This is a genomic window from Acinetobacter sp. AC1-2, assembly GCF_016124155.1.
Taxonomy (GTDB): Bacteria; Pseudomonadota; Gammaproteobacteria; order Pseudomonadales; family Moraxellaceae; genus Acinetobacter; species Acinetobacter calcoaceticus.
The window spans coordinates 181,259-205,751 of record NZ_JABFFO010000001.1 but is presented as its reverse complement, the minus strand read 5'-3'; the positions used below and the strand labels follow the sequence as shown (position 1 = coordinate 205,751).

21 protein-coding genes are annotated in these 24,493 nt (G+C 37.9%); 10 read left to right on the top strand and 11 right to left on the bottom strand.

The features are described 5' to 3' along the window. Positions 1-90: 90 nt before the first annotated feature. The 6 genes from HL290_RS00935 to HL290_RS00910 all read left to right on the top strand — a co-directional run bounded on the left by HL290_RS00935 (position 91) and on the right by HL290_RS00910 (position 7,341). Positions 91-1,533 carry a cryptochrome/photolyase family protein gene (locus tag HL290_RS00935; RefSeq protein WP_198495339.1) on the top strand — a complete coding sequence of 481 codons (1,443 nt, stop codon included), beginning with the start codon at positions 91-93 and terminating at the stop codon, positions 1,531-1,533. 189 nt (positions 1,534-1,722) lie between these two features. Further along, entirely contained in the window at positions 1,723-2,466 is a 744-nt protein-coding gene (locus tag HL290_RS00930; RefSeq protein ID WP_151744638.1) for a hypothetical protein, read from the top strand. Next, a complete protein-coding gene (locus tag HL290_RS00925) occupies positions 2,466-3,362 on the top strand; it encodes a hypothetical protein (protein ID WP_198495338.1) in 897 nt (298 codons plus the stop codon). The genes HL290_RS00930 and HL290_RS00925 overlap by 1 nt, the downstream gene beginning before the upstream one ends. Continuing rightward, entirely contained in the window at positions 3,349-4,602 is a 1,254-nt protein-coding gene (locus HL290_RS00920; RefSeq protein ID WP_198495337.1) for a glycosyltransferase family 2 protein, read from the top strand. Before HL290_RS00925 ends, HL290_RS00920 begins: the two co-directional genes overlap by 14 nt. After that, a complete protein-coding gene (locus HL290_RS00915) occupies positions 4,599-6,443 on the top strand; it encodes a hypothetical protein (RefSeq protein ID WP_198495336.1) in 1,845 nt (614 codons plus the stop codon). Before HL290_RS00920 ends, HL290_RS00915 begins: the two co-directional genes overlap by 4 nt. After that, the gene (locus HL290_RS00910) at positions 6,421-7,341 is read left to right on the top strand and encodes a hypothetical protein (protein WP_198495335.1); all 921 of its coding nucleotides are present in this window, start codon (positions 6,421-6,423) and stop codon (positions 7,339-7,341) included. Before HL290_RS00915 ends, HL290_RS00910 begins: the two co-directional genes overlap by 23 nt. Here HL290_RS00910 and wecB read toward each other — a convergent pair. Beyond that, positions 7,326-8,468, bottom strand: coding sequence for a non-hydrolyzing UDP-N-acetylglucosamine 2-epimerase (gene wecB / locus HL290_RS00905; protein ID WP_198495334.1), 1,143 nt, complete (start codon positions 8,466-8,468; stop codon positions 7,326-7,328). The genes HL290_RS00910 and wecB overlap by 16 nt on opposite strands. A gap of 1 nt (position 8,469) precedes the next feature. Beyond that, positions 8,470-9,690: a tetratricopeptide repeat protein gene (locus HL290_RS00900; RefSeq protein ID WP_198495333.1), complete on the bottom strand. Its 1,221-nt coding sequence runs from the start codon at positions 9,688-9,690 to the stop codon at positions 8,470-8,472. A 249-nt stretch (positions 9,691-9,939) separates the two neighbouring features. On the opposite strand from HL290_RS00900, the gene HL290_RS00895 reads away from it, so the two are divergent. Together HL290_RS00895 and HL290_RS00890 are read left to right on the top strand one after the other, a co-directional pair. Next, positions 9,940-10,641 carry a VIT family protein gene (locus HL290_RS00895; protein WP_133747112.1) on the top strand — a complete coding sequence of 234 codons (702 nt, stop codon included), beginning with the start codon at positions 9,940-9,942 and terminating at the stop codon, positions 10,639-10,641. Positions 10,642-10,758: 117 nt separating this feature from the next. Then, the gene (locus HL290_RS00890; protein ID WP_198495332.1) at positions 10,759-11,805 is read left to right on the top strand and encodes an NAD(P)H-dependent flavin oxidoreductase; all 1,047 of its coding nucleotides are present in this window, start codon (positions 10,759-10,761) and stop codon (positions 11,803-11,805) included. A 36-nt stretch (positions 11,806-11,841) separates the two neighbouring features. Here the strand turns inward: HL290_RS00890 and dusB are convergent, their stop codons facing one another. Continuing rightward, a complete protein-coding gene (gene dusB, locus HL290_RS00885) occupies positions 11,842-12,867 on the bottom strand; it encodes a tRNA dihydrouridine synthase DusB (RefSeq protein ID WP_017387890.1) in 1,026 nt (341 codons plus the stop codon). Positions 12,868-12,950: 83 nt separating this feature from the next. On the opposite strand from dusB, the gene HL290_RS00880 reads away from it, so the two are divergent. Together HL290_RS00880 and HL290_RS00875 are read left to right on the top strand one after the other, a co-directional pair. Continuing rightward, complete coding sequence (locus tag HL290_RS00880; RefSeq protein WP_198495331.1) at positions 12,951-14,159, top strand: DUF1615 domain-containing protein; 1,209 nt, start codon at positions 12,951-12,953, stop codon at positions 14,157-14,159. Further along, entirely contained in the window at positions 14,126-14,782 is a 657-nt protein-coding gene (locus HL290_RS00875; protein ID WP_005038925.1) for an HAD-IB family hydrolase, read from the top strand. Before HL290_RS00880 ends, HL290_RS00875 begins: the two co-directional genes overlap by 34 nt. Positions 14,783-14,808: 26 nt before the next feature. On the opposite strand, the gene proB is transcribed toward HL290_RS00875, so the two are convergent. From proB to uvrB, 8 genes are all read right to left on the bottom strand, one after another. After that, positions 14,809-15,942, bottom strand: coding sequence for a glutamate 5-kinase (gene proB / locus HL290_RS00870; protein WP_004643640.1), 1,134 nt, complete (start codon positions 15,940-15,942; stop codon positions 14,809-14,811). A 15-nt stretch (positions 15,943-15,957) separates the two neighbouring features. Beyond that, on the bottom strand, positions 15,958-17,178 hold the full coding sequence (gene cgtA, locus HL290_RS00865; protein ID WP_003650347.1) for an Obg family GTPase CgtA: 1,221 nt from the start codon (positions 17,176-17,178) through the stop codon (positions 15,958-15,960). A gap of 182 nt (positions 17,179-17,360) precedes the next feature. After that, the gene (locus HL290_RS00860) at positions 17,361-18,035 is read right to left on the bottom strand and encodes a hypothetical protein (RefSeq protein ID WP_004643643.1); all 675 of its coding nucleotides are present in this window, start codon (positions 18,033-18,035) and stop codon (positions 17,361-17,363) included. An 11-nt stretch (positions 18,036-18,046) separates the two neighbouring features. Next, complete coding sequence (locus tag HL290_RS00855; RefSeq protein ID WP_004643644.1) at positions 18,047-18,772, bottom strand: hypothetical protein; 726 nt, start codon at positions 18,770-18,772, stop codon at positions 18,047-18,049. Between the two features lie 149 nt (positions 18,773-18,921). Then, positions 18,922-20,379, bottom strand: coding sequence for a glyceraldehyde-3-phosphate dehydrogenase (locus HL290_RS00850; RefSeq protein ID WP_003650341.1), 1,458 nt, complete (start codon positions 20,377-20,379; stop codon positions 18,922-18,924). A 216-nt stretch (positions 20,380-20,595) separates the two neighbouring features. Next, the gene (rarD, locus tag HL290_RS00845; RefSeq protein ID WP_198495330.1) at positions 20,596-21,543 is read right to left on the bottom strand and encodes an EamA family transporter RarD; all 948 of its coding nucleotides are present in this window, start codon (positions 21,541-21,543) and stop codon (positions 20,596-20,598) included. 110 nt (positions 21,544-21,653) lie between these two features. After that, entirely contained in the window at positions 21,654-22,241 is a 588-nt protein-coding gene (locus tag HL290_RS00840; RefSeq protein ID WP_198495329.1) for a lipocalin family protein, read from the bottom strand. A 93-nt stretch (positions 22,242-22,334) separates the two neighbouring features. Next, positions 22,335-24,356 (bottom strand): excinuclease ABC subunit UvrB, encoded by a 2,022-nt coding sequence (gene uvrB / locus HL290_RS00835; RefSeq protein WP_005038916.1) that lies wholly within the window; start codon positions 24,354-24,356, stop codon positions 22,335-22,337. Between the last annotated feature and the right edge of the window lie 137 nt (positions 24,357-24,493).

Below are 24,493 nucleotides of genomic sequence, written 5' to 3'. Positions count from 1 at the left end.
GCTTCGGCTTTGCTTTTTTTATGTATTTATTTTTATATAATATCTGGATAACAAACCTCTAACTCACTCAACTTTATAAGGGTATCTTTCATGTCAAACGTAAATCAGCTTATTTGGTTTCGTCAGGATTTGAGAGTTCGGGATCATGCTGCGTTATGGCATGCCTGCCAGCAAGGCCCTTCGATTGGGTTAATTATTCTATCGCCTGAGCAATGGAAAATACATCACGATGCGCCTATAAAAATTAATTTCTATTTACGCCAGCTTCAACAACTCAAAAAAGAATTAGAACAGCTTAATATTCCACTTATCATTCAAGTCATTCCCTACTGGAAAGATATTGCAGACTATATTTCTAAACTCGTTCAGCAACTCAATATCGAAAATGTTTACTCAAATATAGAAGTAGGTGTGAATGAGTTGAAAAGAGATAAAACTGTACAACAAGCTTTAAATCAGCAGAGTAAAGAGCTTTTTTTATTTCATGATCGTACGATTTTCCCTTTACGTTCCATTCGCAATCAGTCACAGCAACCGTATCAAGTTTTCAGTGCATTCAAAAAAGCTTGTTATTCAAAACTAGATATAAGTGGTTTGCCCCAGTGCTATCCAATTCCTGAAAAGCAAAATGCCTATCCGCAGTCTTTTTCAAATATAAAAAGTTTAGGTCTAGAAGATATTAAAGCTTTGTTTGACTCATCAATTTCGAAAGAACAACAAGACTTATGGTCTACTGGAGAAGATTTTGCTCTGGAGCAGCTCGATTTATTTATTGAGGATCATTTATCTACTTATAAATTAGAACGTGACTTTCCAAATGTAAAAGGAACTAGCCAACTTTCTCCGTATTTAAATCTTGGAATTTTATCTATTCGTCAATGTTTACAAGCCCTTTTTCGAGACGAACATGGCAACTTTCATCTATTAAATGAAGGCCAACAAACATGGTTAGATGAGCTTCTTTGGCGTGAATTTTATCAACATATTTTATTTGATTTTCCGCACGTCTCTAAACACTATCCTTTTAAGAAAAATACTCAAAATATTAAGTGGGAAAATAATCAAGAGCATTTGGTCGCATGGCAAAATGGTCAAACAGGCATACCGATTATTGATGCGGGCATGCGCCAGCTACAAAAAACAGGATGGATGCATAATCGTGTCCGCATGATTACCGCTATGTTTTTGTGTAAAAACCTACTCATCGATTGGCGAGTTGGTGAACAATGGTTTATGGAACATTTAATCGATGGTGATTTAGCTGCGAATAATGGTGGCTGGCAATGGTGTGCATCGACTGGAACTGATGCTGTACCGTATTTCCGAATTTTTAACCCTATTGCTCAATCTAAGAAATTTGACCCAAATGGAGATTATATTCGTCAATGGGTGAATGAATTAGCTCATCTGGACAATAAAATAATTCATGAACCCTACTCAACTAAAATTAATCTTCAATTGAATTATCCAAAACCAATTGTTGACTTAAAAGAAACACGTATTAAAGCAATTGAAACATTCAATAGTATTTAGATAAGAATTAGGTCTTATCTGTTTATTTTTAATTAAAAATAATAACAATATTTGACTATATTGTGACTTTACTCTAAAAATAATCTTAAAGGGATTTATAAAAGGATAAACACAACAATAACCTCAAAAAGATCACAGTTCATTAGAAAAGTATAAAAATTAACATTACAAAAAGGGACTAGAGAGCGCATGCAACAAAAGAACCCTGGAAGAACACTCGTCTTATGGATTATCGCAGCTCACCTCTTTATGGGAATGGTGGCGTATGAGTGGCTACCTGTAAGTTTTAGAGGAAGCTGGATTTTTATCCTTATTCTTTTAATTTCTGGTGCTTTTTTAGAAGTCGGCGCATCTTTAATTGTTGGCTTACTCGCTTTCGTAGGCGTTGCAGTATATTTTTTACTCGACCTGGGGGCACAAACACATATTGAGCGTCAGCTCCTTTTACTTTTTATTATTCCCCTAATTCCTCTTTTCCTTAGTGCTGTACGCCACAATATTGAAATTAACGTTCAAAAATATCGTGATATACAGAGTTATGATCGAAATTATCGCCGTGATATTTTCCCGCTTAGCGCACTCAAGTATTTTCAACGTAGTTTCTTTAAACTTCTTGATCATCATCACATACAAGACTATGAAGTCTTTGAAATTAGAATTCTCAACCGAAGCTTAATTAAAGAAATGTTAGGCGATGATGTATGGAAAACGACTCAAAATGAAATGATTAAAATTTTGAGCCAGCATCATCCCCAAGAAATTGTTTTCCAGTTTGCAGATGATGATCTAGAAACGATATACAGTATTGTTATTCGTAAACAAAAAACAGAAGAAGAACCTGAATTTATTAAAAAGCTAAAAGAAATTATGACTCTGCGGCTTGAAGTCGAATATAAAGTTATTCAGATTCCACCTGAAGAGGAGATTACTTAATGTCTAATCTTCTTAATATTTGTGGAATTATTATTGCTTCTAGCCAATATCCAGATGGCACTTTGCAGCAGTTCTATCGTCAATATTATCATTGTGAAATTAAAGCTGAACAAACAAAAACCGAAGTTCAGCGTATTAATGACCTTTCCATGTTTTTCCCATCACAGGACACATGGTGGCCTGTCTTTACAATTGACCAGATCAGTTCGGATAGTTTTCAAAGGCTTATTCATACAGGTATAAAGCCCGGTATCATATTACCAGATGAGGTTTTTAGCTTTTCTCATTATTTCTTATTAAAAGAAGCTGTCACCCAAGGTGCAATTCCCATTGTACTTTTCAAACCAGAACAACCTAAATATTTTCCAGCAAAAGCGACATTTTCAACCGCAATTGGATTACGACCAATGGCTGCGTTTGTTTCTACAGGTTGGGATGAAAACCTAATTTCACAAACTGCGGGCAGCTATATTGTTCAGTTTAATCCACTGGAACTTCCTCTGCCCTCTAGAGAGATCAGACAAAAACAGCATTTATTTTATTCGGCTAAAAGTTTTGATGGCCATATTTCGGGTTATGAAATTATTATTAATCCTCCTGCTGATTTACCAACCACAAATATTCGATACCCTCAACTCGGAATATCATGGCGATTTAATCATATCAATTACATAAGTACGCCCGAACATGTAAAAACTAGTTTTATTGGATACATCTTTATTGCTTTAAGCACAGTCGTAGTTCCACTCGATTTGATTTTAACCAGTACCTATCCTGACCTTCTTGGTACCTTCGGCAGCTATATTTCATGGATCTCCTTGGTCATCGGGGTGATTTTATTGTTATTGCTGATCTCGTCTATTATCAGGAGGGTTAAATCAAATGGCTCCCATTGATATTCTCTTCCTATTTGGTTTTTTAGGAATCTGGATTCCTCAAGCATTCTGGGCTTGGTTAAGTTATCAGGCTTGGAAATATTCAAAAACAGCAGAAAAAGAGTTGCAGAACCTGCCTGTGCCAGATAGATGGCCTGTTTTGAGTGTTTTGATTCCTGCATATAATGAAGGCGTAGTGATTGAAGATACTTTACATGCAATCGCTCAACAGGATTATCCAGCCGAAGCATATGAAGTTTTGCTCATTAATGACGGTTCTAAAGATAACACCCTAGAAATTGCCGAAAATCTAGCGCAAATTTATCCTTGCATAAAAATTGTCAATGTTCCTAAAGGAATGGGAGGCAAAGGTAAATCTAGAACGCTTAATAATGGCTTACCCCATGCCAAAGGTGAACTCATTGTTGTTTATGATGCAGATAGTACACCTGAGCCTGATTGTGTCCGTCTCTTAGCCCAAACGCTAATTGCCGATAAAAAATTAGTGGCTGTAAATGGCAAAGTAAGAACCCGTAATTGGCAAGATAGTATTTTGACTCGCTTTATTGCCATTGAGTTCATCTTTTTCCAATGGATTTTTCAAGGCGGACGTTGGCAACGTTTCCAACTATCCACATTGATGGGTACCAACTATGTCATTTGGCGTGATGCATTAGAAACCTTAGGTGGTTTTGATGAGAAATCATTGGTCGATGACACTGAAATGAGTTTTAGGATTTTTATCGGCCAAAAAAGAATTAAATGGGTACCCTACGCAATTGGTTGGCAGCAAGATCCACCATCTTTGAGTGTATTTATTAAACAGCGCTCACGTTGGACTCAAGGTAATTTTTATGTGACTCGTAAATATTTACCTGTAGCGTTAAGAACACCTTTTCCTATCGGAATTGAAATTCTGAATAACATTATGTGCTACGTACTTTTCGTACCCGCATTACTCTGGAGTCATATTACTTTAGCCCTTGGGTTACTCGGTATTGCAGGTATTTCGGTTCCTGGTCCGTTCACATTATTGTGGGGCCTCTCGTTTTGCCTGTACGTTGCACAAATGTGGTTTACCCTATCTTTAGAAAGGGCCAAACCAGAACTCTATTTTTACTCTGTTTTATCTTATGTAACTTACTCACAAATATTTCTATTTATTGTATTTAAAGCGGCATATGACATGCTTAAAAATAAAATACAGGGCAACTCCCTTCAATGGTACAAAACGGAACGTAGCAAGGAGAAAAAAAAATGAAATACTCTTCTAATTTCTACAAAATGGTTCAAGCACTCCTTGCCAGCACCAGTTTCATGTTTGTGGCTTCTAGTTATGCAAACACATGGGAACTAGACGATATTAGTACCTCCACTAAATATACGGTCGAGCCCCATTTTTTCTATATTGGAAAAGGTGCTCAGTGGCAAAACATTCAGTTTTCAAGTGATTATTCCACTGAAAGTGATACAACTTTACTCGTAAAATATGATGATAAACTCATTTATAACACTACGCTGAGTGGGGACGGTCAATTCAAATTTGATATCCCAGCAAGTCAGAGTGGCTTTCATCGTTTAGATTTTATTATTCAGCAATATGCGAAACCCACCACTCTGAATCAAACTAAGGATTCTTTTTGTTCTGAAGATATTGATCACTTAACTTATTTAAGTAATTCTCAACTCGATTTTACGCCTATTCGTAATGAATACCGTTTAAAAGATTTACCAGATGCTTTAGCTAATCCACAAGCGAGACGGCCTACTCCATTTGTTGGTATTTTAAAATATAACCGTAAAGAGATTGTAGAAGCTTCCATGCTGGCTAGATTAGCAAGTTCATGGACCTCAATAACGCCAATTGAATGGGTTGATTCAGGTCAAACCAACTTAAACCCTGAAACAAATTTTATTATTGAAGTGATTCATTCATCTAGTCCGCTTAAAAGTGGAGCCTTAGTACAAATTGCTAAACCAGCAGAAGGTGTGCCGACTCTTTCAATTACTTATCACACACCACAAGAACTCACTGCTGCTATAAATGGATTAATTAATCCCTCTTATGTGCAGCAACTTAATACAGGAAGTGCGATTTTTCCAACGACTATTTCAAACCCAGCTTGGGCCCAATTTAAGAAAATTAATACACTTGCAGACTTAGGTATTGAAGATTTCAGATTGAACCATGCTGAAAAAAACTTATTTCTTGATTTCCCAGCTGTATGGCAACCCACTGATATTTTGCAAGGACAGATCGCTCTTCGTATTCAAAGTGGTTTATTACAAGGTTCAAATATTACAGCCTGGCTTGATGGTGGGTTAGCAGGAAGTATGAAAACAGCTGACCTTGCTTCAGACCCGGTAAATCGACAATTCAATATTTTTGCAAAAGCGATTTCAAATACAACCAATTTCAGCCTAAAACTTGAAAACTCAGTGATCGCCAATTCTCAGTGTTTACCTAATGCTCATGGTTCACTATGGATTGATACGGCCAAATCGACAGTAAAACTCCCACATAAACTCAAAAATGGAGTAGCTGCAATTTCTATGACTCTGGCCACTACTCCGACCATTGCCATTGATGACCAATCTGGCGCTTTAAATATTGCTATTATTCTGGGCCAAGTTGCTAAAAAAATGTTGTTAACAGACGCTCCTATTCCGCTAAACCTTGTACGTTTCTCACCAAATGCACCTCAATCAATAAATGTTCGTGTGAATAAAGATATTTATCGACAACAGGTATTAATGCATCAAGATATTATTTATGCACCTGCTGCTGTTAATGGTTTTATTGTGAGTTATAACAATAACCGTTTTGATGTGATTACCGACTCAGAAGGTGGCGCACAAAGCTTTATGCATCTTTGGGAAAAAATACAGCATAAAATTCCAAATAACGTGACAAAAATGTTGGTTTCAGAAAATGGAAATATTTATGTTTTACAAAAACTCATTGTCGGAAATCAAAAAGCACCTTTAGTCCAACAATCTTCTTTCTTCTTATTGGTTGTGATTATCTCTGCAATTATGATAATAATTATCTTCTTGTGGTACTGGTTAAGACGAAATAATGAAAAAACAGATACCAATTAAAATAGCTGCTTTTATTATTTTAATTATATGTAGTGTTATGGCTGGCGCGGGGTTGTTCAGACATCAAGGACAAGCCCCACATATTGAAGGAATTTTTTGGCAACCTGACAATAACACGACACCACCAGAGGGAAACTGGCACTATTTGGGTGTTAACACATTTGTTCCCCAGTGGTCTGTTGTTGAGTCTAAATCATGGTGGAAAGAGTCAAACTTTCCTCAATGGGAAAAAGCAATTAATTTAGAAAAAATTAAACAAGAGCCGTGGGCTAAAAATCTAATCTTGGGCTTAGCTGGTGAATATAATGAGCCTAAAGCTCGGGCAAATGTAACTGAGTTAGGGGAAAAATCTGCAGAAATTATAAAAGAGCAAAAAACGGTGCCTAAAGGTTATTATTTTCCCGTGGAAGCAGATCCAACATGGTTAAGAGTAAGTGCTTTAGGTCAGGTTTTAACTAAACTTCCAGTACCAGTTTGGGTGAGTATTTATAGTGGTGAAAGCGAACCTGAAAATTACGATTTATGGGTTAAAAGCTGGTTACCGGAACATAACGGTGTTTTCTTCCAAGATGGGGTTGGCGTAGGTGTAAGATCCCCTCAGCAAGCCAAACATATTTTAGAACAACTTGAACAAAAGCTTGGAAAAGATAAAGTAATTATAGTGCTAGAAGCCTTTAGAGTTAAAAAAAATGGACAATTTAGAGCTGCCTATCCTTGGGAAATTATTTCTCAACTGAAAGCATATGAAGGAAAAACTGTCTATATTTTTGATGGTCCTCACTATATGAACCGCTGGTGCGTCAATATTGTGAGCTTGTGGTATCGCCTCACTTATGGTGGTAAGAATACCTCCGTAAGTGAGAATAAACCTTTAACTCATAATTATGCTAACTCATAAGATTGCGCAATTTGATCGAGAATACGTTGAGCTGCTTGCCCGTCACCAAATGGATTTTCTACATGCGCCATTTTTTCATAGTGCTGTTGGTCGGTGAGTAGCTTTTCAGCTTCTTCAATAATTCTTTGTTGGCTGGTCCCGACCAAAACACCTGCTCCAACTTCAACAACTTCAGGTCTTTCTGTGGTGTCTCGCAAGATTAAAACGGGCTTATTAAATGATGGGCTCTCTTCTTGCAAGCCACCCGAATCGGTCAAAATAAAAGTAGATCGGTCTATAACTGCCAATAAACTTGGATAATCTAGCGGCTTAACAAGATGGATTTGAGCATGGTCTTTAAATTTATCATGTACTACATCATGTACGGCAGGGTTTAAATGAACTGGCCAAATAAAATGTAAGTCAGGGTGCCCCTTCGCTAAATGCTCAACTGCATTACAAATATTTTGAATTCCTTCACCAAAGTTTTCACGGCGATGAGCCGTAATAAGCACAACTTTGTCATCTTGCTTTAATTGAATTCCATAAGGTTCAAGCTGATTTTTCAAACCCGATTTTTCAGAAATTAATTTACGTCCTAAATACACAGCATCTACAACCGTATTGCCTGTAACAGTAATGAGTTCTGGCGATATTTGTTCATTGAGTAAGTTCCGTCTTGATTGTTCAGTAGGAGCAAAATGCCATTTTGTAATACGAGAAACTAACTGACGGTTTCCTTCTTCTGGAAAAGGATGGTCTAAATCATAAGAACGTAAACCAGCCTCGACATGTGCAACTGGAATCTTCATAGAGAACGCGACTAAGCCTGCCGCTAAAACAGTCGTTGTATCGCCCTGAATAACAATTGCATCTCTTTTCTGACCATCTGTATATACCTGTTCAATTTGACTCAAACCATGTATTAATAACTGATTAAGACTTTGTCCAGCATTCATAATTTTAAGACGATGATCAATTTCAACCCCAAAGAAATCTATTGCATCCCTTACCAACTCATCATGCTGCCCCGTAAAAATAACCTCAACTTGAAAGCGCGAATCTTTTTTTGCCAATAAAATAACAGGGGCAAGTTTGATTAATTCAGGACGGGTTCCAAATACAATAGATATAAAAATTTTCTTCATTTTAAAAATCCTTATAAAAGACGAGTTCTACTCGAGTATTGTTGTAATGATCTTTTGTATCTATTGGCACATCTTTAAAATAATTGCCATATAGCCGTTCGATCCGTAATTTTATAGGTTGATAATTAAAAGGCTGCCACGAAATACCGGGGCCATATTCAAATAAATTATTGTAATATTCATCCTTACTATCGGCTAAGCCATGCAATTTCACATAAGCTTGGACAGTTCCATTCTCGCCTTTATAGACATTCAACCCCGTACGTAATCGTAAATCCCCAATAACGTTATAATCTTCTCTAGAATAAGTTGCCGCGTTACCATACAAGTCGGTGAAATAATCATTAAAGCAAAGTGAATTATTACAATTATTTTGAGAATTCCACTCTTGGTAACCCGTAACGCCACCCACTACACTTTCACGAAATTTATCTCTATTACGGTCAATCAGATCGTAACTTCCGCCAACTTCTAGATATACACGCACAGGGATTGAAGTCCAAGGTTGATAATTAGCCCCTATTCCTAGCGTCACTGCATTTTCATCAATAATTTCAGGACGTACCCCGCCTTGAGATTGAGTGTCACGGTTTAAGTTTAAAAAGCCATACACTTGTGCTCGACCATTATCAAAGTTCTTACCATAACGAGCTTTGAGTGGGAAAATTACATCGTCATAACGTGACTCATATGAAGGCGCAAAATAAACATCGCGGAAATAAGTTTTCACCTCTCCTCCACTCAGGTTTTTTACAGCTTGTGTGGCTTTATTGGCAATATCAGCATCTTTAGATTGTGTAAGTTCTTTGAAAACTACCAAAGCTTCTTTATTATTTTTCTGAGAATTAAGCAGATAAGCTTCTTGTAATTTTAAAGTGTCATCTGCTGGATCTAATGCCTCTGCTTTTCTTAGACTTTGTAAAGCAGCCTCTTGCTTACCTAATCTAATCTGTAAATAGGTTAAACTTTTCCATACCTTAATATCTTGTGGTGTCATCTCTCCGAGTTCTAATAATAACTTCTCCGCATTTTCAGGTTGAGTCTTCTCAATTTTATAAAATTGGTCCCATTTATCATAAATCGGGTTACCAGGTTTATATTCTTGATTAACGATTTCTTGGGCAAATGTAGTTTCAATAGTTAAGAAGCCTAAAGTTGGACAAAGCGAACCGATAACGATAAAGGAACGGGTTAGAGATTTTATTGTTTTGCTATTTTTCATTTCCACCTCTACAGTAAATTAGAGTTATTAGGGGTCAATTTTTTTAAATGGTCAATAAATATCATAATTAAAAATAATGAGTTACATCGTTAATTTAGGTTAACGATGTTTTATATAAATAATTTAGTCTCCGTTTTTATTATTGATCTATTCTGTCTTATCGCTAAACTCTCTATAATAATGACATATTTTTTGATCAATAAATTGTAAAATTTCATAGCATCTATAAAGAATTTATAAGGAAAAATTATGGCTTTTCCACATCATGTAGAACATCATGCTATTCACCGTTCAGGCTGGTTAAGAGCTTCCGTATTAGGGGCCAATGATGGAATTATTTCCGTCACTAGCTTAATTATGGGCATGGCAGCTAGTGGAGCCAACTCACACACTCTATTAATTACATGTATTGCCGGATTAATTTCTGGTGCAACCTCAATGGCTGCCGGAGAATATATTTCCGTTAAATCTCAAGAAGATATTGAAAAATCAGATTTAGCAATTGAAGAAAAAGAATTAAAAAAATATCCTCAGAAAGAATTAGATGAGTTAACTCAAATTTATATCTCTAGAGGGCTTTCAAGTGAGTTAGCAAAAGAAGTTGCGATACAGCTCACAACACATGATGCTTTAGGTGCGCATGCCCGTGATGAAATAGGTATTCATGAAAATACGGCTGCAAACCCAGTTCAAGCCGCTCTTTCATCCGCCGCATCGTTTTCTTTTGGCGCTTTTTTTCCGATGCTCGCAATCTTATTTACTCCTGAACATTTAATTATGCAAAGTGTTCTCGTTACAGGGATTATTGCTTTAGCTATCTTAGGCGCCCTTTCAAGTTATTTTGCAGGTACTTCTAAACTTAAAGGCAGTTTACGCATTACATTGTGGGGTATTCTAGCAATGGCTTTTTCAAGTTGGATTGGCTCATTATTTAACGTTACTCCACTTTAAAAAAATAGAACTTATGAACATTCAATAATTAAATATTTAAAAACTAAATAGCCAATATTATTTGCTCTTGATTCAAATTCCACGTTATGGTGAACATAAAGAAATGAGGTGAATAAAATGACCCTGTTACAACAACTTGAAATTAAACATCCAATTTTTCTTGCGCCCATGGCAGGTGTATCTACCCCCGAACTTGCCGCGGAAGTTTCTAATCAAGGTGGACTTGGGTCATTAGGACTCGGAGCAAACACGGCACAAAGTGCGCGCGAACAGATTTTAAAAACCCAAACACTTACAGAGAAATCTTTTCAGGTTAATTTTTTCTGCCATCAACCAGAGCAACTTAATCCTCAAACTTCAGCACAATGGATTGAATATTTACGTCCTCAATTTGAAAAGTTTGGTGAGCAACCTCCTCAAAATTTAAACTGCATTTATCCAAGTTTTCTTGATAATGATGACTTTTTAAATATCGTATTAGAAACAAAACCTAAAGCTGTTAGTTTCCATTTTGGCATTCCCTATTCTCATCAAATTCAGGCTTTAAAAAATGCAGGAATTTTAACAATGGTTTCTGCTACGAATTTAGTTGAAGCGCAAGCCATTGAAGCTGCTGGCATAGATATTATTATTGCTCAAGGTATTGAAGCAGGTGGTCATCGTGGAATCTTTAATAAAACCTTTGATGCAGCAATTAAAACTAGCGATTTAGTACAGCTTATTGTAAAACACTGCAAGTTGCCTGTCGTGGCCGCCGGTGGGATTATGAATGGAGCACAAGCGCGGCATATGTTGAGCTTAGGTGCTGCGGCTGTTCAACTGGGGACCGCTTTTGTTCAATGTCGATCATCCAATGCATCTGTTGAATATCGTAAAGCTTTATTTAATGAACCAGTAACACAAATCAGTGCGAGTCTTTCCGGTCGTCCAGCCCGTGGTCTATTGAACCACTGGCATACACAAATTGATTTACCAAATCGCCCACCTCAACCAGAATATCCATATGCCTATGATTTAGCGAAACAGTTAAATGCGATTGCAAGCAAACATCAAGACTATGGATATGGTGCTTTTTGGGCAGGTAGTAATGTATCGCAGATAAGAGAACTAGATTCTGCTGATCTAATTAATCAGTTAGTAGTAGAAATATTAGAAGATGAGTAAGACCTTAAAAAGCCAGTGAAGATACTGGCTTTTTATTTAATGAGTTTGCAATAAATTAATTTGCTCGACTTGGACATCGCTCATCAAATCACCTTGAGCCAATAACTGATTAAAATAGTTTTCAACCACTATTGCTTGCTCGGCAGTACTTTCAACTTTATACATATTTTGGCGGAATTCGTTACTTGAACGTAATCCTTTTGTGTACCAAGCAATGTGTTTACGGGCAATACGGCAGCCAGAATATTCACCATAAAATTGATAAAGTTCTGATAAATGCCCCAATAACACCTGCTTCACTTCTTCAATATTAGGTGCCGCTAAATGCTCTCCAGTTTTCAAATAATGAGCAATTTCACGAAAAATCCATGGTCGGCCTTGAGCAGCACGACCAATCATAATCGCGTCAGCACCAGTGTAATCGAGTACATATTTAGCTTTTTCAGGGCTATCAATATCCCCATTCGCAATAAGTGGGATATTGATTAATTCTTTGACATGTTTTATCAAATCATAACGTGCTGTATTTAAATACATATCTTCACGTGTACGACCATGTAAGGCTAGTGCAGCAATTCCCGCCTCTTCTGCTCTTTTTGCTACCCTTAAAATATTTTCTTGACCATTTAAAAAGCCCAATCGGGTTTTTAAGGTAACAGGAACATCAACAGCAGCGACCACCGTATCAAGAATTCGTGCCACCAAATCTTCATCTTGTAATAAAGCCGAACCTGCGAGTTTATTACATACTTTTTTGGCAGGACATCCCATATTAATATCAACAATTTGGGCACCATTTGCCACTTGATGACGTGCAGCCTCAGCTAACTGCTCAGGATCAGAACCGGCAATTTGTGCAGAAATCGGTGCGAGTTCCCCATCAAAATTTGCGCGGTAGAGGCTTTTTTTGCTCATCTGCAAAGTCTTATCGGCAGTCATCATTTCACTGACTGCATGGCCTGCGCCAAAATACTTACAGAGCGTTCTAAATGGGCGGTCAGTGACCCCAGCCATAGGAGCAACGATTAAATTATTTGACAGTTGATAGGGACCAATATACATATATATTCATACAATTGATGATCAACATAGTATACTTCATCCGCTTAATCGGCTCATCTTTTTATGCAGGTGCTTTCCTCGCCATGAACAAACCGTTGTCTTCCCGTTTTTTATTAAAATCATTCGGTATGGTCGCCGTGTGCATGAGTTTAGCTGCTTGTGGTGATAAAGCTTGGTGGTCAAACAATGATGAGCCTGAACTAGAAAGCAAACAGATTAAACGTCTAATTCCATCACGTGTGCATGACCGTGAATCGTGGGCTAAAGATATCGACGACATTATGAAAGACTTGGATATTCCTAAAACCAAGACAAATGTCTGTAGTATTGTGGCAGTAGTTGATCAGGAATCTAACTTTGTAGCCAACCCTCAAGTGCCGGGATTAGGGCAAAAAGCAGTTGAAGAAGTTAGTACACGTTTAAATGAAAAATTTGAAGATAAGCTTGGCAAAACCATTGGTGGAACAATTGCTGGTTATTTTGAAGAAGTGCTAAAAACTCAGCCTTCTCCTGATAACAACTATATGAGCCAAATGCGTAAAGTTAAAACCGAAAAAGACCTCGACTTACTTTATCGAGAAATTTTTGATTTTATGGCTAAGCATTACCATGTCAGTGCATTAACAGGTGCGGCCAAATTGGTTGGTCAAGATATTGGCGAGAAAATGAACCCTATTACGACCTTGGGTTCTATGCAAGTCCATATTAACTATGCAAAAGCCAATAAACGTTCAAGCATGAGTACCGCTGCACTTCGTGATGACTTATATACTGAATATGGCGGTTTATATTATGGCATTCATCGTTTAATGGTTTATCCAGCAGACTATGATAAAGCCATTTATCGATTTGCAGACTACAACTCAGGCATGTATTCTAGCCGTAATGCTGCTTTTCAAAGCATGCTAAATGACCTAACAGATACAGAAATAAGCCTTGATGGTGATCTACTTCTTTACACAAAAGATGGTGATCCGCGCCCGACTCAGAGCCAGTCAGAAAAAGAACTGATTACCGTATTTGCAAAAAATAATGTATTAGTTACGCCAAGACAAATTCGTGATGATCTTAAATTAGAAAAAGAGAAAAAGTTTGAAAGTACACAAACCTATATTGCCCTAACTAAACTTTATAAAGCGAAGACAGGTAAAGATCCTATCTATGCAATTATGCCGCAAGTCGTTATTTCTGGGCCAAAATTAAGTCGTGACTATAATACCAACTGGTATGCAACCCGCGTAAACGGACGATATGAATCATGTATGCAACGAGCGAAACGAATAAGACTATAAAGAGTCTCGCCCTGTTCGATTTTGATGGAACCTTGTGTAGCAAAGACAGTTTTACAGGGTTCATCTTTTATGCTTTATCTAAGCGCCACATTGTTAAGCAAGGCTTGAAAATTCTGCCATGGATTCAAGCCTACTATCTTAACTTTTATCCAGCCCATGCGATGCGCGCCAAGTTATTTCGCAGCATGTTCAAAGATACCTCCGCAATTGAACTGCAAAGATTAGGTGAAGAATACGCACAAGAGCTAGTCTCTGCACTCTCACCTGAACTTTTCGCACAGTTACAACACCACCAGTTACGTGGTGATCGGGTCGTACTGGTTTCGGCTTCAATTGATGTCTACCTTGCCCCACTGTGCAAGTTACTAGATATCGAATTAATTTGTACTGAAACTCAAATTAAAAACGGCATAGTGACAGGTTACTACTCCACCCCAGATTGTAGTAGTGAACAAAAGAAATTAAGAGTACATCAGCAATATACGCTACAGCATTATCATCAAATTTATGCTTACGGTAATAGCTCGGAAGACCTAGATATGTTGAGTCTCGCCACACATCCGTACATGGTGGGTGAAGACCGTGTGCTACCTCGTTTAACACCAGAAAAAAAGCTCGCATAAAGCGAGCTTTTTTATTTAAACATAACTTAATAAATTGCCATATGATCACGATGAATCATTTCAAGTGAACGGGCTTCACCAAGCACTTGATAAACCTTATCAGAGGCTAAGCCTTTAATAATTTCAGCAGATCGCGAGCTAAAATTAACTCGACCCACTGCAATACGTTTACCTTGTTTATCGACACATTCAACCACATCACCACGATCAAAATGCCCTTCAACAGTTTTAACCCCGACAGGGAGTAGACTGCGATGTTTCAATTTAATCGCTTCAATAGCACCATCATCAATTACTAGACGGCCTGCTGTCTGTAAATGAGCAGCGAGCCACTGTTGATGAGCAGTCATACGGTCTTTATCTGTCGTAAACAACGTACCTAGCATTTCACCCGACATCGCACGTGATAAGACATTATCACTTTCACCGCTTGCGATGAGCGTTGGACAACCTGACTTAGCAGCTAAACGTGCGGCACGAACCTTAGTCACCATACCACCTCTGCCGAGTACACCGCCACCGCCAGCCATTTCGAATAAAACATCGTCCATAGCACGAACAGTAGAAAGTAATTTAGCATCAGGGTTATGACGTGGATCTGAGTCAAACATACCCTGCTGATCCGTTAAAATGATCAGCAATTCTGCATGAACCTGACCTGCAACCATCGCAGCTAGAGTATCGTTATCACCAAAGCGGATCTCATCGGTAGATACCGTATCATTTTCATTAATGACCGGAATCACACGCCAATCAATCAAGTTTTGCAAAGCATCACATGAGTTTAAATAACGACGGCGGTCCGCCAGATCATCATGTGTCAGTAAAACCTGAGCAGTACGAATACCATGTTCTTCAAGCACACTAGACCAAGTATGAATTAAACCCATCTGCCCAATCGCAGCACAGGCTTGTAGACTGGGTAGATCGGTGGGTCGACTCGCAAGCTTCATACGAACCATACCTTCTGCCACAGCTCCAGAAGACACTAAAATAATTTCGTGTCCGGCATTGTGTAGATCTGCAATCTGTTTCGCCCAATGCGAAATAGCATCCAAATCTAAACCTTGCCCATTGGCTGTGAGTAAAGATGATCCGATTTTAACAACGATTCGTTTACACTCACTGAGCTGACGTTGCCCATCGACCACTTCTATCATGTTTTCCTCGGTTTTCTAGTCACGAACGTAGACGCTTTCTACATCATTGTCGTCTTCATCATCGTCAAAATCATCATCATCGCCTAACATGCCTTCAAGACGTTGTGCTCGACGCATAGCGCGATATGCTTCTTTTGCCGCAATGGTTTGTTCACGTGTTTCAACTTCTAGTTGTTCACGGAAAGCTTTTACTTCTGCTGCATATTCAGGATCTTCAACTTCGCGTTCACGTTGTTGTTCAAGCTGATCCATTAGGTAATACACAACCTCTTTCGTTCCTTCACTTAATAAGCCCGATGTCTTAAAGACAGGTCCAGTCCACTCTAGTTCATCTAGAATATGCTGACACCACTCTTCACGACTTTCTTCAGCAATCTGATCAAGTTTATTCAGTACTAAAACAACTGGTAGTTTAGCCAAAGTAGGTGAAAACTTAACTAACTCGTTCATAATTGCTTTTGCATTATGCGCCGGATCTGAACCATCAATTGGCTGCACATCAATAATGTGTAAAAGGATACGCGTACGTGCCAGATGTTTAAGGAAACGAATTCCCAAACCTGCACCTTCTGCTGCACCTTCAATCAACCCAGGAATATCGGCCATTACAAATGAACGATGACGGTCAGCATCTACTACACCTAGATTTGGAACCATGGTTGTAAATGGATAGTCTGCCACTTTTGGTTTTGCAGCACTTACAGCACGAATAAAGGTTGATTTACCAGCATTTGGCATGCCCAATAAACCAACATCTGCCAATACTTTTAATTCAAGGCGAATTTCACGAAATTCACCTTTTATACCAGTCGTACATTTACGCGGAGCACGGTTAGTTGATGATTTAAAGTGAGTATTCCCCAAACCACCATCACCACCACCTGCAACCAGAATTCTTTGGCCGTCTTCAACCAAATCGCCAATAATATCGCCTGAATCTGTATCAACAATTGTTGTACCAACGGGTACTTTTAAAACCACATCTTCACCACCACGTCCGGTACAGTTAGCGCCTGCACCATTCTTTCCGCGCTCAGCACGGAACTTACGTGTGTAACGGTAATCGACTAGCGTACTCGTATCATCATCAGCTTGAATATAGATACTTCCACCACGTCCGCCATCACCACCATCTGGGCCACCAAATGGGACAAATTTTTCACGGCGAAAACTGGCTACGCCATTGCCACCGTCGCCAGCCTCTACGGTAATGACTGCTTCATCAACAAAGCGCATCTGCCAATCCTCTAAAAACTCTAAAACCGCCTATTCTGCCATATTTTCATAAAATTCTCGAATATAAAATGGGACAATTCCTATTTATAACGATCTGTTTTTATATTTAAGTCATCAGAAGCATTTTAGATCCACAAATACAGCCGATATTGAAAATAAAATGCAGGATGACTATTTAATTTTTAAGGATGAACATTCCGTAGAGGTAAGGTCATTTGCATATCAAGATTTGCTTTTGTTTTTGGAACCGAATTATACATAATGGCATTAAATGAAGAGACATTCCCCATTTCCATAGGATCATTCACTTGTAGACTTGGTTTAAACTGATGTTTAACCGATAAATTTACTGGCTCATCGAATTCAAAATAAACAGGACCATCAAAAACAATTTTAATTGGAATGGTATAACTACGCTTTAACTGAAAAGGCACATCTAACTTTATGGGAATATCAAGTTTAAGTGGAAATTTAGGCAAAAACTTATTTTGATAAATTAAATCTGTCGTTGTTTCGAGAGGCATAACTTGATCAATTTTTAGAGTTGTTGTGTAATCAACATTTACTGTAACAGGTGTCTCTATAGCAAAACTGATATCTGCTAAATATTTCCCTTTCAGCGGTAGAGTCAGTTGACGGTCTATATCCAATGTTGTATCAAGTTTACCAATAGATTGGACTTGCAAAGTGTTGCCAACTTGAATCTTTGTTTCTAAAGAGTCAGGTAAACTAATATCTGCGTTATGAGCCGAAACCACTACATTTGCCTGAATATTGAGATATACCCAAAACATAACAGCGGCAAGTATCATCATTAAAATGAAACTGATGAGCATACTCTTGAGTGAACGAAACATTAGCATCCACCCTATTGATCAGCTGTTGTCTGCGACGTTTCTGAACCTAATACCCGATTTAATCGCATACTGGACAGAGGAATTTTTAACTCACCATTTGCGATCTTCACAGGCAATGTGTTTTTAACATCAACTGAAGCATTTAGCGCTGTTTTAACAGGGACACTCAAATTACCCTCAATTGGAATATTTGTATCTAATCTTGCTTTTAGAGGAATATGTAAATTTTCTTTTAATACTGTCCGCACTGGCGCATCAAATTTCAAATGAACCTTTTGCTCAAGCGGAACATTAATATCAATCGGAACATCAAGTTTTAATGGAATTGATCCCTTTAACGGTAAGGTAATGTCGCGCCCCAAAACTCTGACTTGAACCTTCGTATCAATTGGTAAATTTTGCTCAACTTTTAATACTTCTTTGACAGGAATTGTTGTGCTAATAGGCACCATATTATCGAAATAAACACGCGGAGTTAACGTTTGTGTTAATGGAATATTTAATTGCTCATCAATTGGAATACTGGCATTTACCCGCCCTTTTACATCAACATTTAAAGCATCTTGTACTTTAACTTTAACCTGTAGGGGTTCTTGCAAGTCAATAGCAACTGCCTGATTCTTCAGTGGAATATAAATATTAAAATGCTTAAACACCCATATTGCAATGAGTACACCACATAAATTGGCAATAATGATGAATATAAAAACGACCAACAAACGTTTAAACTGCGACAATTCCAATCCCTTACTATTTTCTTTTTTTCCTTAATTCATATTCTCATTTATTTACAAAAAATAGTCAGCATATATTTTGTACGGTTGTAAAAAAACCCAGTCTAAACTGGGTCTTTTTGTGAAAATCTTTTATAGATCGTTAAATGATCTTAAGCATTCAATTCTGCTGGGATTTTTTTGTAGCTTACGCCGCACATTTGTTCAGCGATACGTAATACCTGACAGCTATAACCTACTTCGTTATCGTACCAAACATAAGCAGTTAAACGGTTACCAGAAGTAATCGTTGCTTGGGCGTCATATACACCAGCAGTACGAGAACCGATAAAGTCACTCGATACAACTTCAGTCGAGTTGGTATAACCAATTTGACCTTGAAGGCTAGAGTTAATTGAAATTTGACGAATGTATTCGTTCACTTCTTCGCGATCAATTTCTTTATCAAGCGTTAAGTTCAAGATAGCAAGAGATACGTTTGGTGTAGGAACACGTACAGAGTTACCAGTTAACTTACCTTTTAATGCAGGTAATGCTTTAGCAACTGCTTTAGCTGCGCCAGTTTCTGTAATTACCATGTTTAAAGTAGCAGCACGACCACGACGATCTGCTTTATGGTAGTTGTCGATCAAGTTCTGGTCATTTGTAAATGAGTGAACAGTTTCAACATGTCCATTAAGAACTTTATATTTGTCATCCAATACTTTAAGAATTGGAGTAATTGCATTTGTTGTACAACTTGCAGCAGAGATGATTTTGTCTTCATCTAAGATGTCTGTGTTGTTTACCCCAAATACAACGTTTTTCATTTCGCCTTTACTTGGTGCAGTCAATACAACACGTGCAACGCCTGGGCATTTCAAGTGTTGGCTTAGACCTTCAGCATCACGCCATTTACCAGTATTGTCGATTAAAAGTGCATTTGAAATACCGTATTCAGTATAGTCAACTTCACTTGGGCTAGACGCATAAATCACTTTAATGAAGTTACCATTCGCAATGATTGCTTCGTTTTCTTCATCAACAGCGATTGTGCCAGCGAAAGTACCGTGAATAGAGTCACGACGAAGTAAAGAAGCACGTTTTGCTAAATCACCATCAGAAGATTTACGCACAACAATTGCTTTAAGGCTTAAGCCACGACCTAGACCTGATTGGCTAATAATTAAACGAGCCAAGATACGGCCAATACGACCAAAACCATAAAGAACGACATCTTTAGGTTGTTCAGAAGTTGCGCTACCTTTGATTGACTCAACTGCTTGAGCAACAAAAGCATCAACATCACCGCCTTTTTCTTTATATTCAACAGCAAGTTTACCGATATCAACTTCTGCAGAACCAATATTTTCAAGCTTAGCTAAAGCTTCTAAAATTGGGAATGTATTTACAACAGAAAGCTCAACGTCTACAACACGTGTACGGCGGTGAGTTTTCAAAATTTGGATAACAGAACGGTTAATTAAAGAGCGACCGTAAACAGATACGACAATATTTTTTTCACGGTATAATTGTCCGATTAATGCAATCATACGTTCCGCGATTTCTTCACGGTTTTTCCAACGGCCTTGGTGTTCAGCATGCAGGGCGATGATAGTGTCTTTGCTCACAGATACGTCCTCTAATTAATTATATCTAGGCGTGATTTTTTAAACCCCGTAATTGTAATGGAATTATTGGCAAGAATGAATCAAAAGCTGACGTTAGTGATTAGATTTTCCTAAAATTCATCATAAATTCATAAAATACCTATAATTATTTTTTATTATTTTATTGTTTAAAGCAGCTAAATTTTTGCTTTTTCTTACTTTTTAAATTCTGAGCCTCTAATCAAGCTCATCATTTTTTAATCTTTTTTGATATTTCGCGATGTTAAGCTGCAAATTTTTGGCTTTTTGACGTTGCTGATAAAGGTGAACTGCACCTTCTAAAACTAACACAAATACTGCGCACCAAATCGGAATATAAGTGAACCATTCTTCTTGGCCAATACTCTCCCCTAAAACTAAAGAAGCTAAAGCTAGTAACACAGGTTCCAAATATCCTAAAAGCCCAAACACGACTAATGGTAAAAAGCGACTTGCCAGAATATAACTTCCTAAACCAATAGCACTTAAAATTCCAAGCCCAACAATGACCAACGCAAGACTCGGTTGGTCTATAAATTTGCTATAAGGGAGTAAACCCGTATGGGTCAAATAAATTGCAATCGGCAGAATAATGACTAAATCCCACCAAAAGCCGCCTAAATTGTCTGTTTTAATGGTCTTACGTAATAAAAAGTAGGCAGAATAGCCAACTGCAACCAGTGCAGTTTCCCAAGCAATACTTCCTAAACGCCAGATCTCATGGCCCACTCCAATGACTGCAAGAATAATTGCGACCCATTGAAATTTTGATATTTTTTCGCCATACAGCACACTTCCAGCCAAGACAAGAACAAGCGGCAATAGAAAGTAGCCTAAAGATACTTGTAGGCCTCGACCATGCATTGGCCCCCATAAAAACAGCCAAAGTTGTACTGAAGTTAAAACAGAGGTTGTGATTAACAACAATAATAAAGACGGCTTTGCCAAAATACGCTGGTAGATATTTTTTATATACCCTAAATCACCGCTCCACCACATAAACAAAGTGAGAACTGGTAGTGTTGCAATAATCCGCCATCCAAAAGTCTGTTCACTATCAAGCTGACTTAACAACTGAGTATAAAAATAAAGTACACCAAAAGTGATAGATGCCATGACAGACAAGCTCACGCCCTTAAACATCATCACCCTCTTATACTTTAGTAAAAACAGCTCACCACAATACTTGATTTATCCACTATAAAAAAGAAAAAACCATGTAAAAACATGGTTTTTTATTAATCACACATCTACAGCTATTCTTTATGTTCTGTATGAATAATATCACGAATATCAAAACCTAATGTTTTTGCATAATTTAGATATTCATCAACCACTTCTTGTTCAGGATGAGGTGTTCTTGATAACACCCAAAGATATTTACGAGAAGGTTCTCCTACTAAAACAGTTTGATAGTCTTCATCTATTTTTAAAATCCAGTAATCTCCACGAATGACTGGAATCCATCTCACAGCTTCCGGTAAGAAACTCACCTTCAATTTCGTGTTATATGGCGGATTTACGACAAAGGCTTCACCAATAGATTGCTGTAATTGTTTTCTATTGTCATAACAGCGATTATCTACAACCACATTTCCATTTTCATTTAAGGTGTAAGTTGCAGATACGTTGTAAGCACATTTTTTTTGAAAAAAAACAGGCTTACGGGCGACCTCATACCAGACACCTAAATATCGGTCCAGTTCAACTTTATAAACGGTTTGCAAAGGTTTCGGCTGAGCATAGACATACGTTCCAACAGCTAAACCAGCCAAAACAACACCGCCCAACGCAATTTTAGCCAAACGCCAACTGGCTTGCGGAACATTATTTCGAAATGCCATTGTTGCCCTCAACGATTAGTTGTGAATACAAAAGAACTCAAACATCTACAGTAGCTTGTTTTTTAAACACATTATGTAGCGTTATGTATTCGTTTATTGCAACATTTGCGCTTTTAATCGAATGATTTCATCACGTATCCGCGCTGCTTGCTCGAACTGTAAATCTTTCGAGGCCTTTAACATATCTTTTTCAAGCTTAGTAATATGCTTACTAAACAGTTTAGGATCTGAAAGAATATGTCTTTCATCGGCACTCAATGCTTGTGCTTGCTCAAGTACTTTTTCATCAATCTCGTCGTCTGAAAGTACCTCACCCGAGTCAATTTCTTTGACAACCTGGCGAACAGCACTACGCGGTGTAATACCATGCAACTCATTAAATTCAATTTGTTTGGCTCTACGACGATCAGTTTCATCTATTGCTTTTTGCATAGAATCGGTAATTCGGTCAGCATATAAAATTGCTTTACCTTTCACATTACGTGCAGCACGACCAATCGTCTGAATGAGTGAACGTTCCGAACGTAAGAAACCCTCTTTATCTGCATCTAAAATAGCAACCAAAGAAACTTCAGGCATATCCAGACCTTCACGTAGCAGGTTAATGCCGACTAAAACATCAAATACACCTGTACGTAGTTCATGAATAATTTTAACGCGTTCAACCGTATCAATATCTGAGTGGAGATAAGCGACCTTAACGCCATATTCTTTTAAATAAGAAGTCAGGTCTTCTGCCATACGCTTTGTTAAAGTGGTAATTAATACCCGTTCATTCAAGTTTTTACGAATATTAATTTCAGAAAGAACATCATCTACTTGGGTTAAGACAGGACGAATCTCAATTTCAGGGTCGATTAGACCTGTTGGACGTACCACTTGTTCAACGATTTGATCTGACTTTTCTAATTCATATTTAGCAGGCGTTGCACTTACAAAAATGGTCGTCGGTACAATACGCTCCCACTCTTCAAATTTCATCGGACGGTTATCAAGCGCACTTGGCAAACGGAACCCATAATTCACTAAGTTTTCTTTACGTGACCGGTCACCTTTATACATCGCTCCAATTTGCGGAACAGTAACGTGTGATTCATCAATAATGAGCAAAGCATCTTCTGGAATATAGTCGAATAAAGTCGGCGGTGCTTCACCAGACGGGCGTCCTGACAAATGACGCGAATAGTTTTCGATACCATTGGTATAACCCAACTGTTGCATCATTTCCAGATCGTAACGTGTCCGTTGCTCAATACGTTGTGCTTCAAGCAATTTGTCATGTTCACGGAAGAATTTGAGCTGATCTTGTAATTCATCTTTAATTGTATCGATAGCACGGGTCAAATGATCTTTTGGTGTCACATAGTGGCTTTTCGGATAAATCGTTATCCGAGAAACTTTACGAACCATTTTACCAGTTAGCGGGTCAAACCAACGGATTGAATCAACCTCATCATCAAATAGTTCAATACGAATCGCATGTTGATCAGATTCCGCTGGGAAAATATCAATAATTTCGCCGCGAATGCGATAAGTACCACGTAAAAATTCAAGTTCATTACGCGTATATTGCATTTCAACCAATCGGCGGATGATTTCATCGCGGCTTACTCGGTCGCCTTCAACCACATGCAGCAACATTTGCATATAAGCATTCGGGTCACCCAAACCATAAATTGCAGAAACCGATGCCACAATAATTGCATCACGACGTTCTAATAAAGCTCGTGTTGCTGATAACCGCATCTGGTCAATGTGATCATTAATGGCTGAATCTTTTTCAATAAACGTATCCGAAGATGGAACGTAAGCTTCTGGTTGGTAATAATCGTAATAACTTACAAAATATTCAACCGCATTATTAGGGAAGAAAGATTTAAACTCACCATAAAGCTGGGCAGCCAAAGTTTTGTTATGGGCCATCACAATTGTAGGTCGCTGTGTTTGAGCGATCACATTTGCCATGGTATAGGTCTTACCTGAACCCGTTACCCCTAGCAATAACTGATTACGAAAACCATGCTCGATACCATTGACCAGCTTTTCAATTGCCTGTGGCTGATCACCTGCTGGCTGATAATGAGTGACCAAATCAAAAGGTTGATTTTCGTTCAAAGTTATCTCTCTTTATGAAAAAATTGAATTTAACGTCTCCCCCATTAATGGGGATTTTTATCTTAATTTAAAGTGCAAATTGAGTTGGAAATTCAATGTAAAAGATTAAGCATCTTAACACTTGACCAATACCCTAA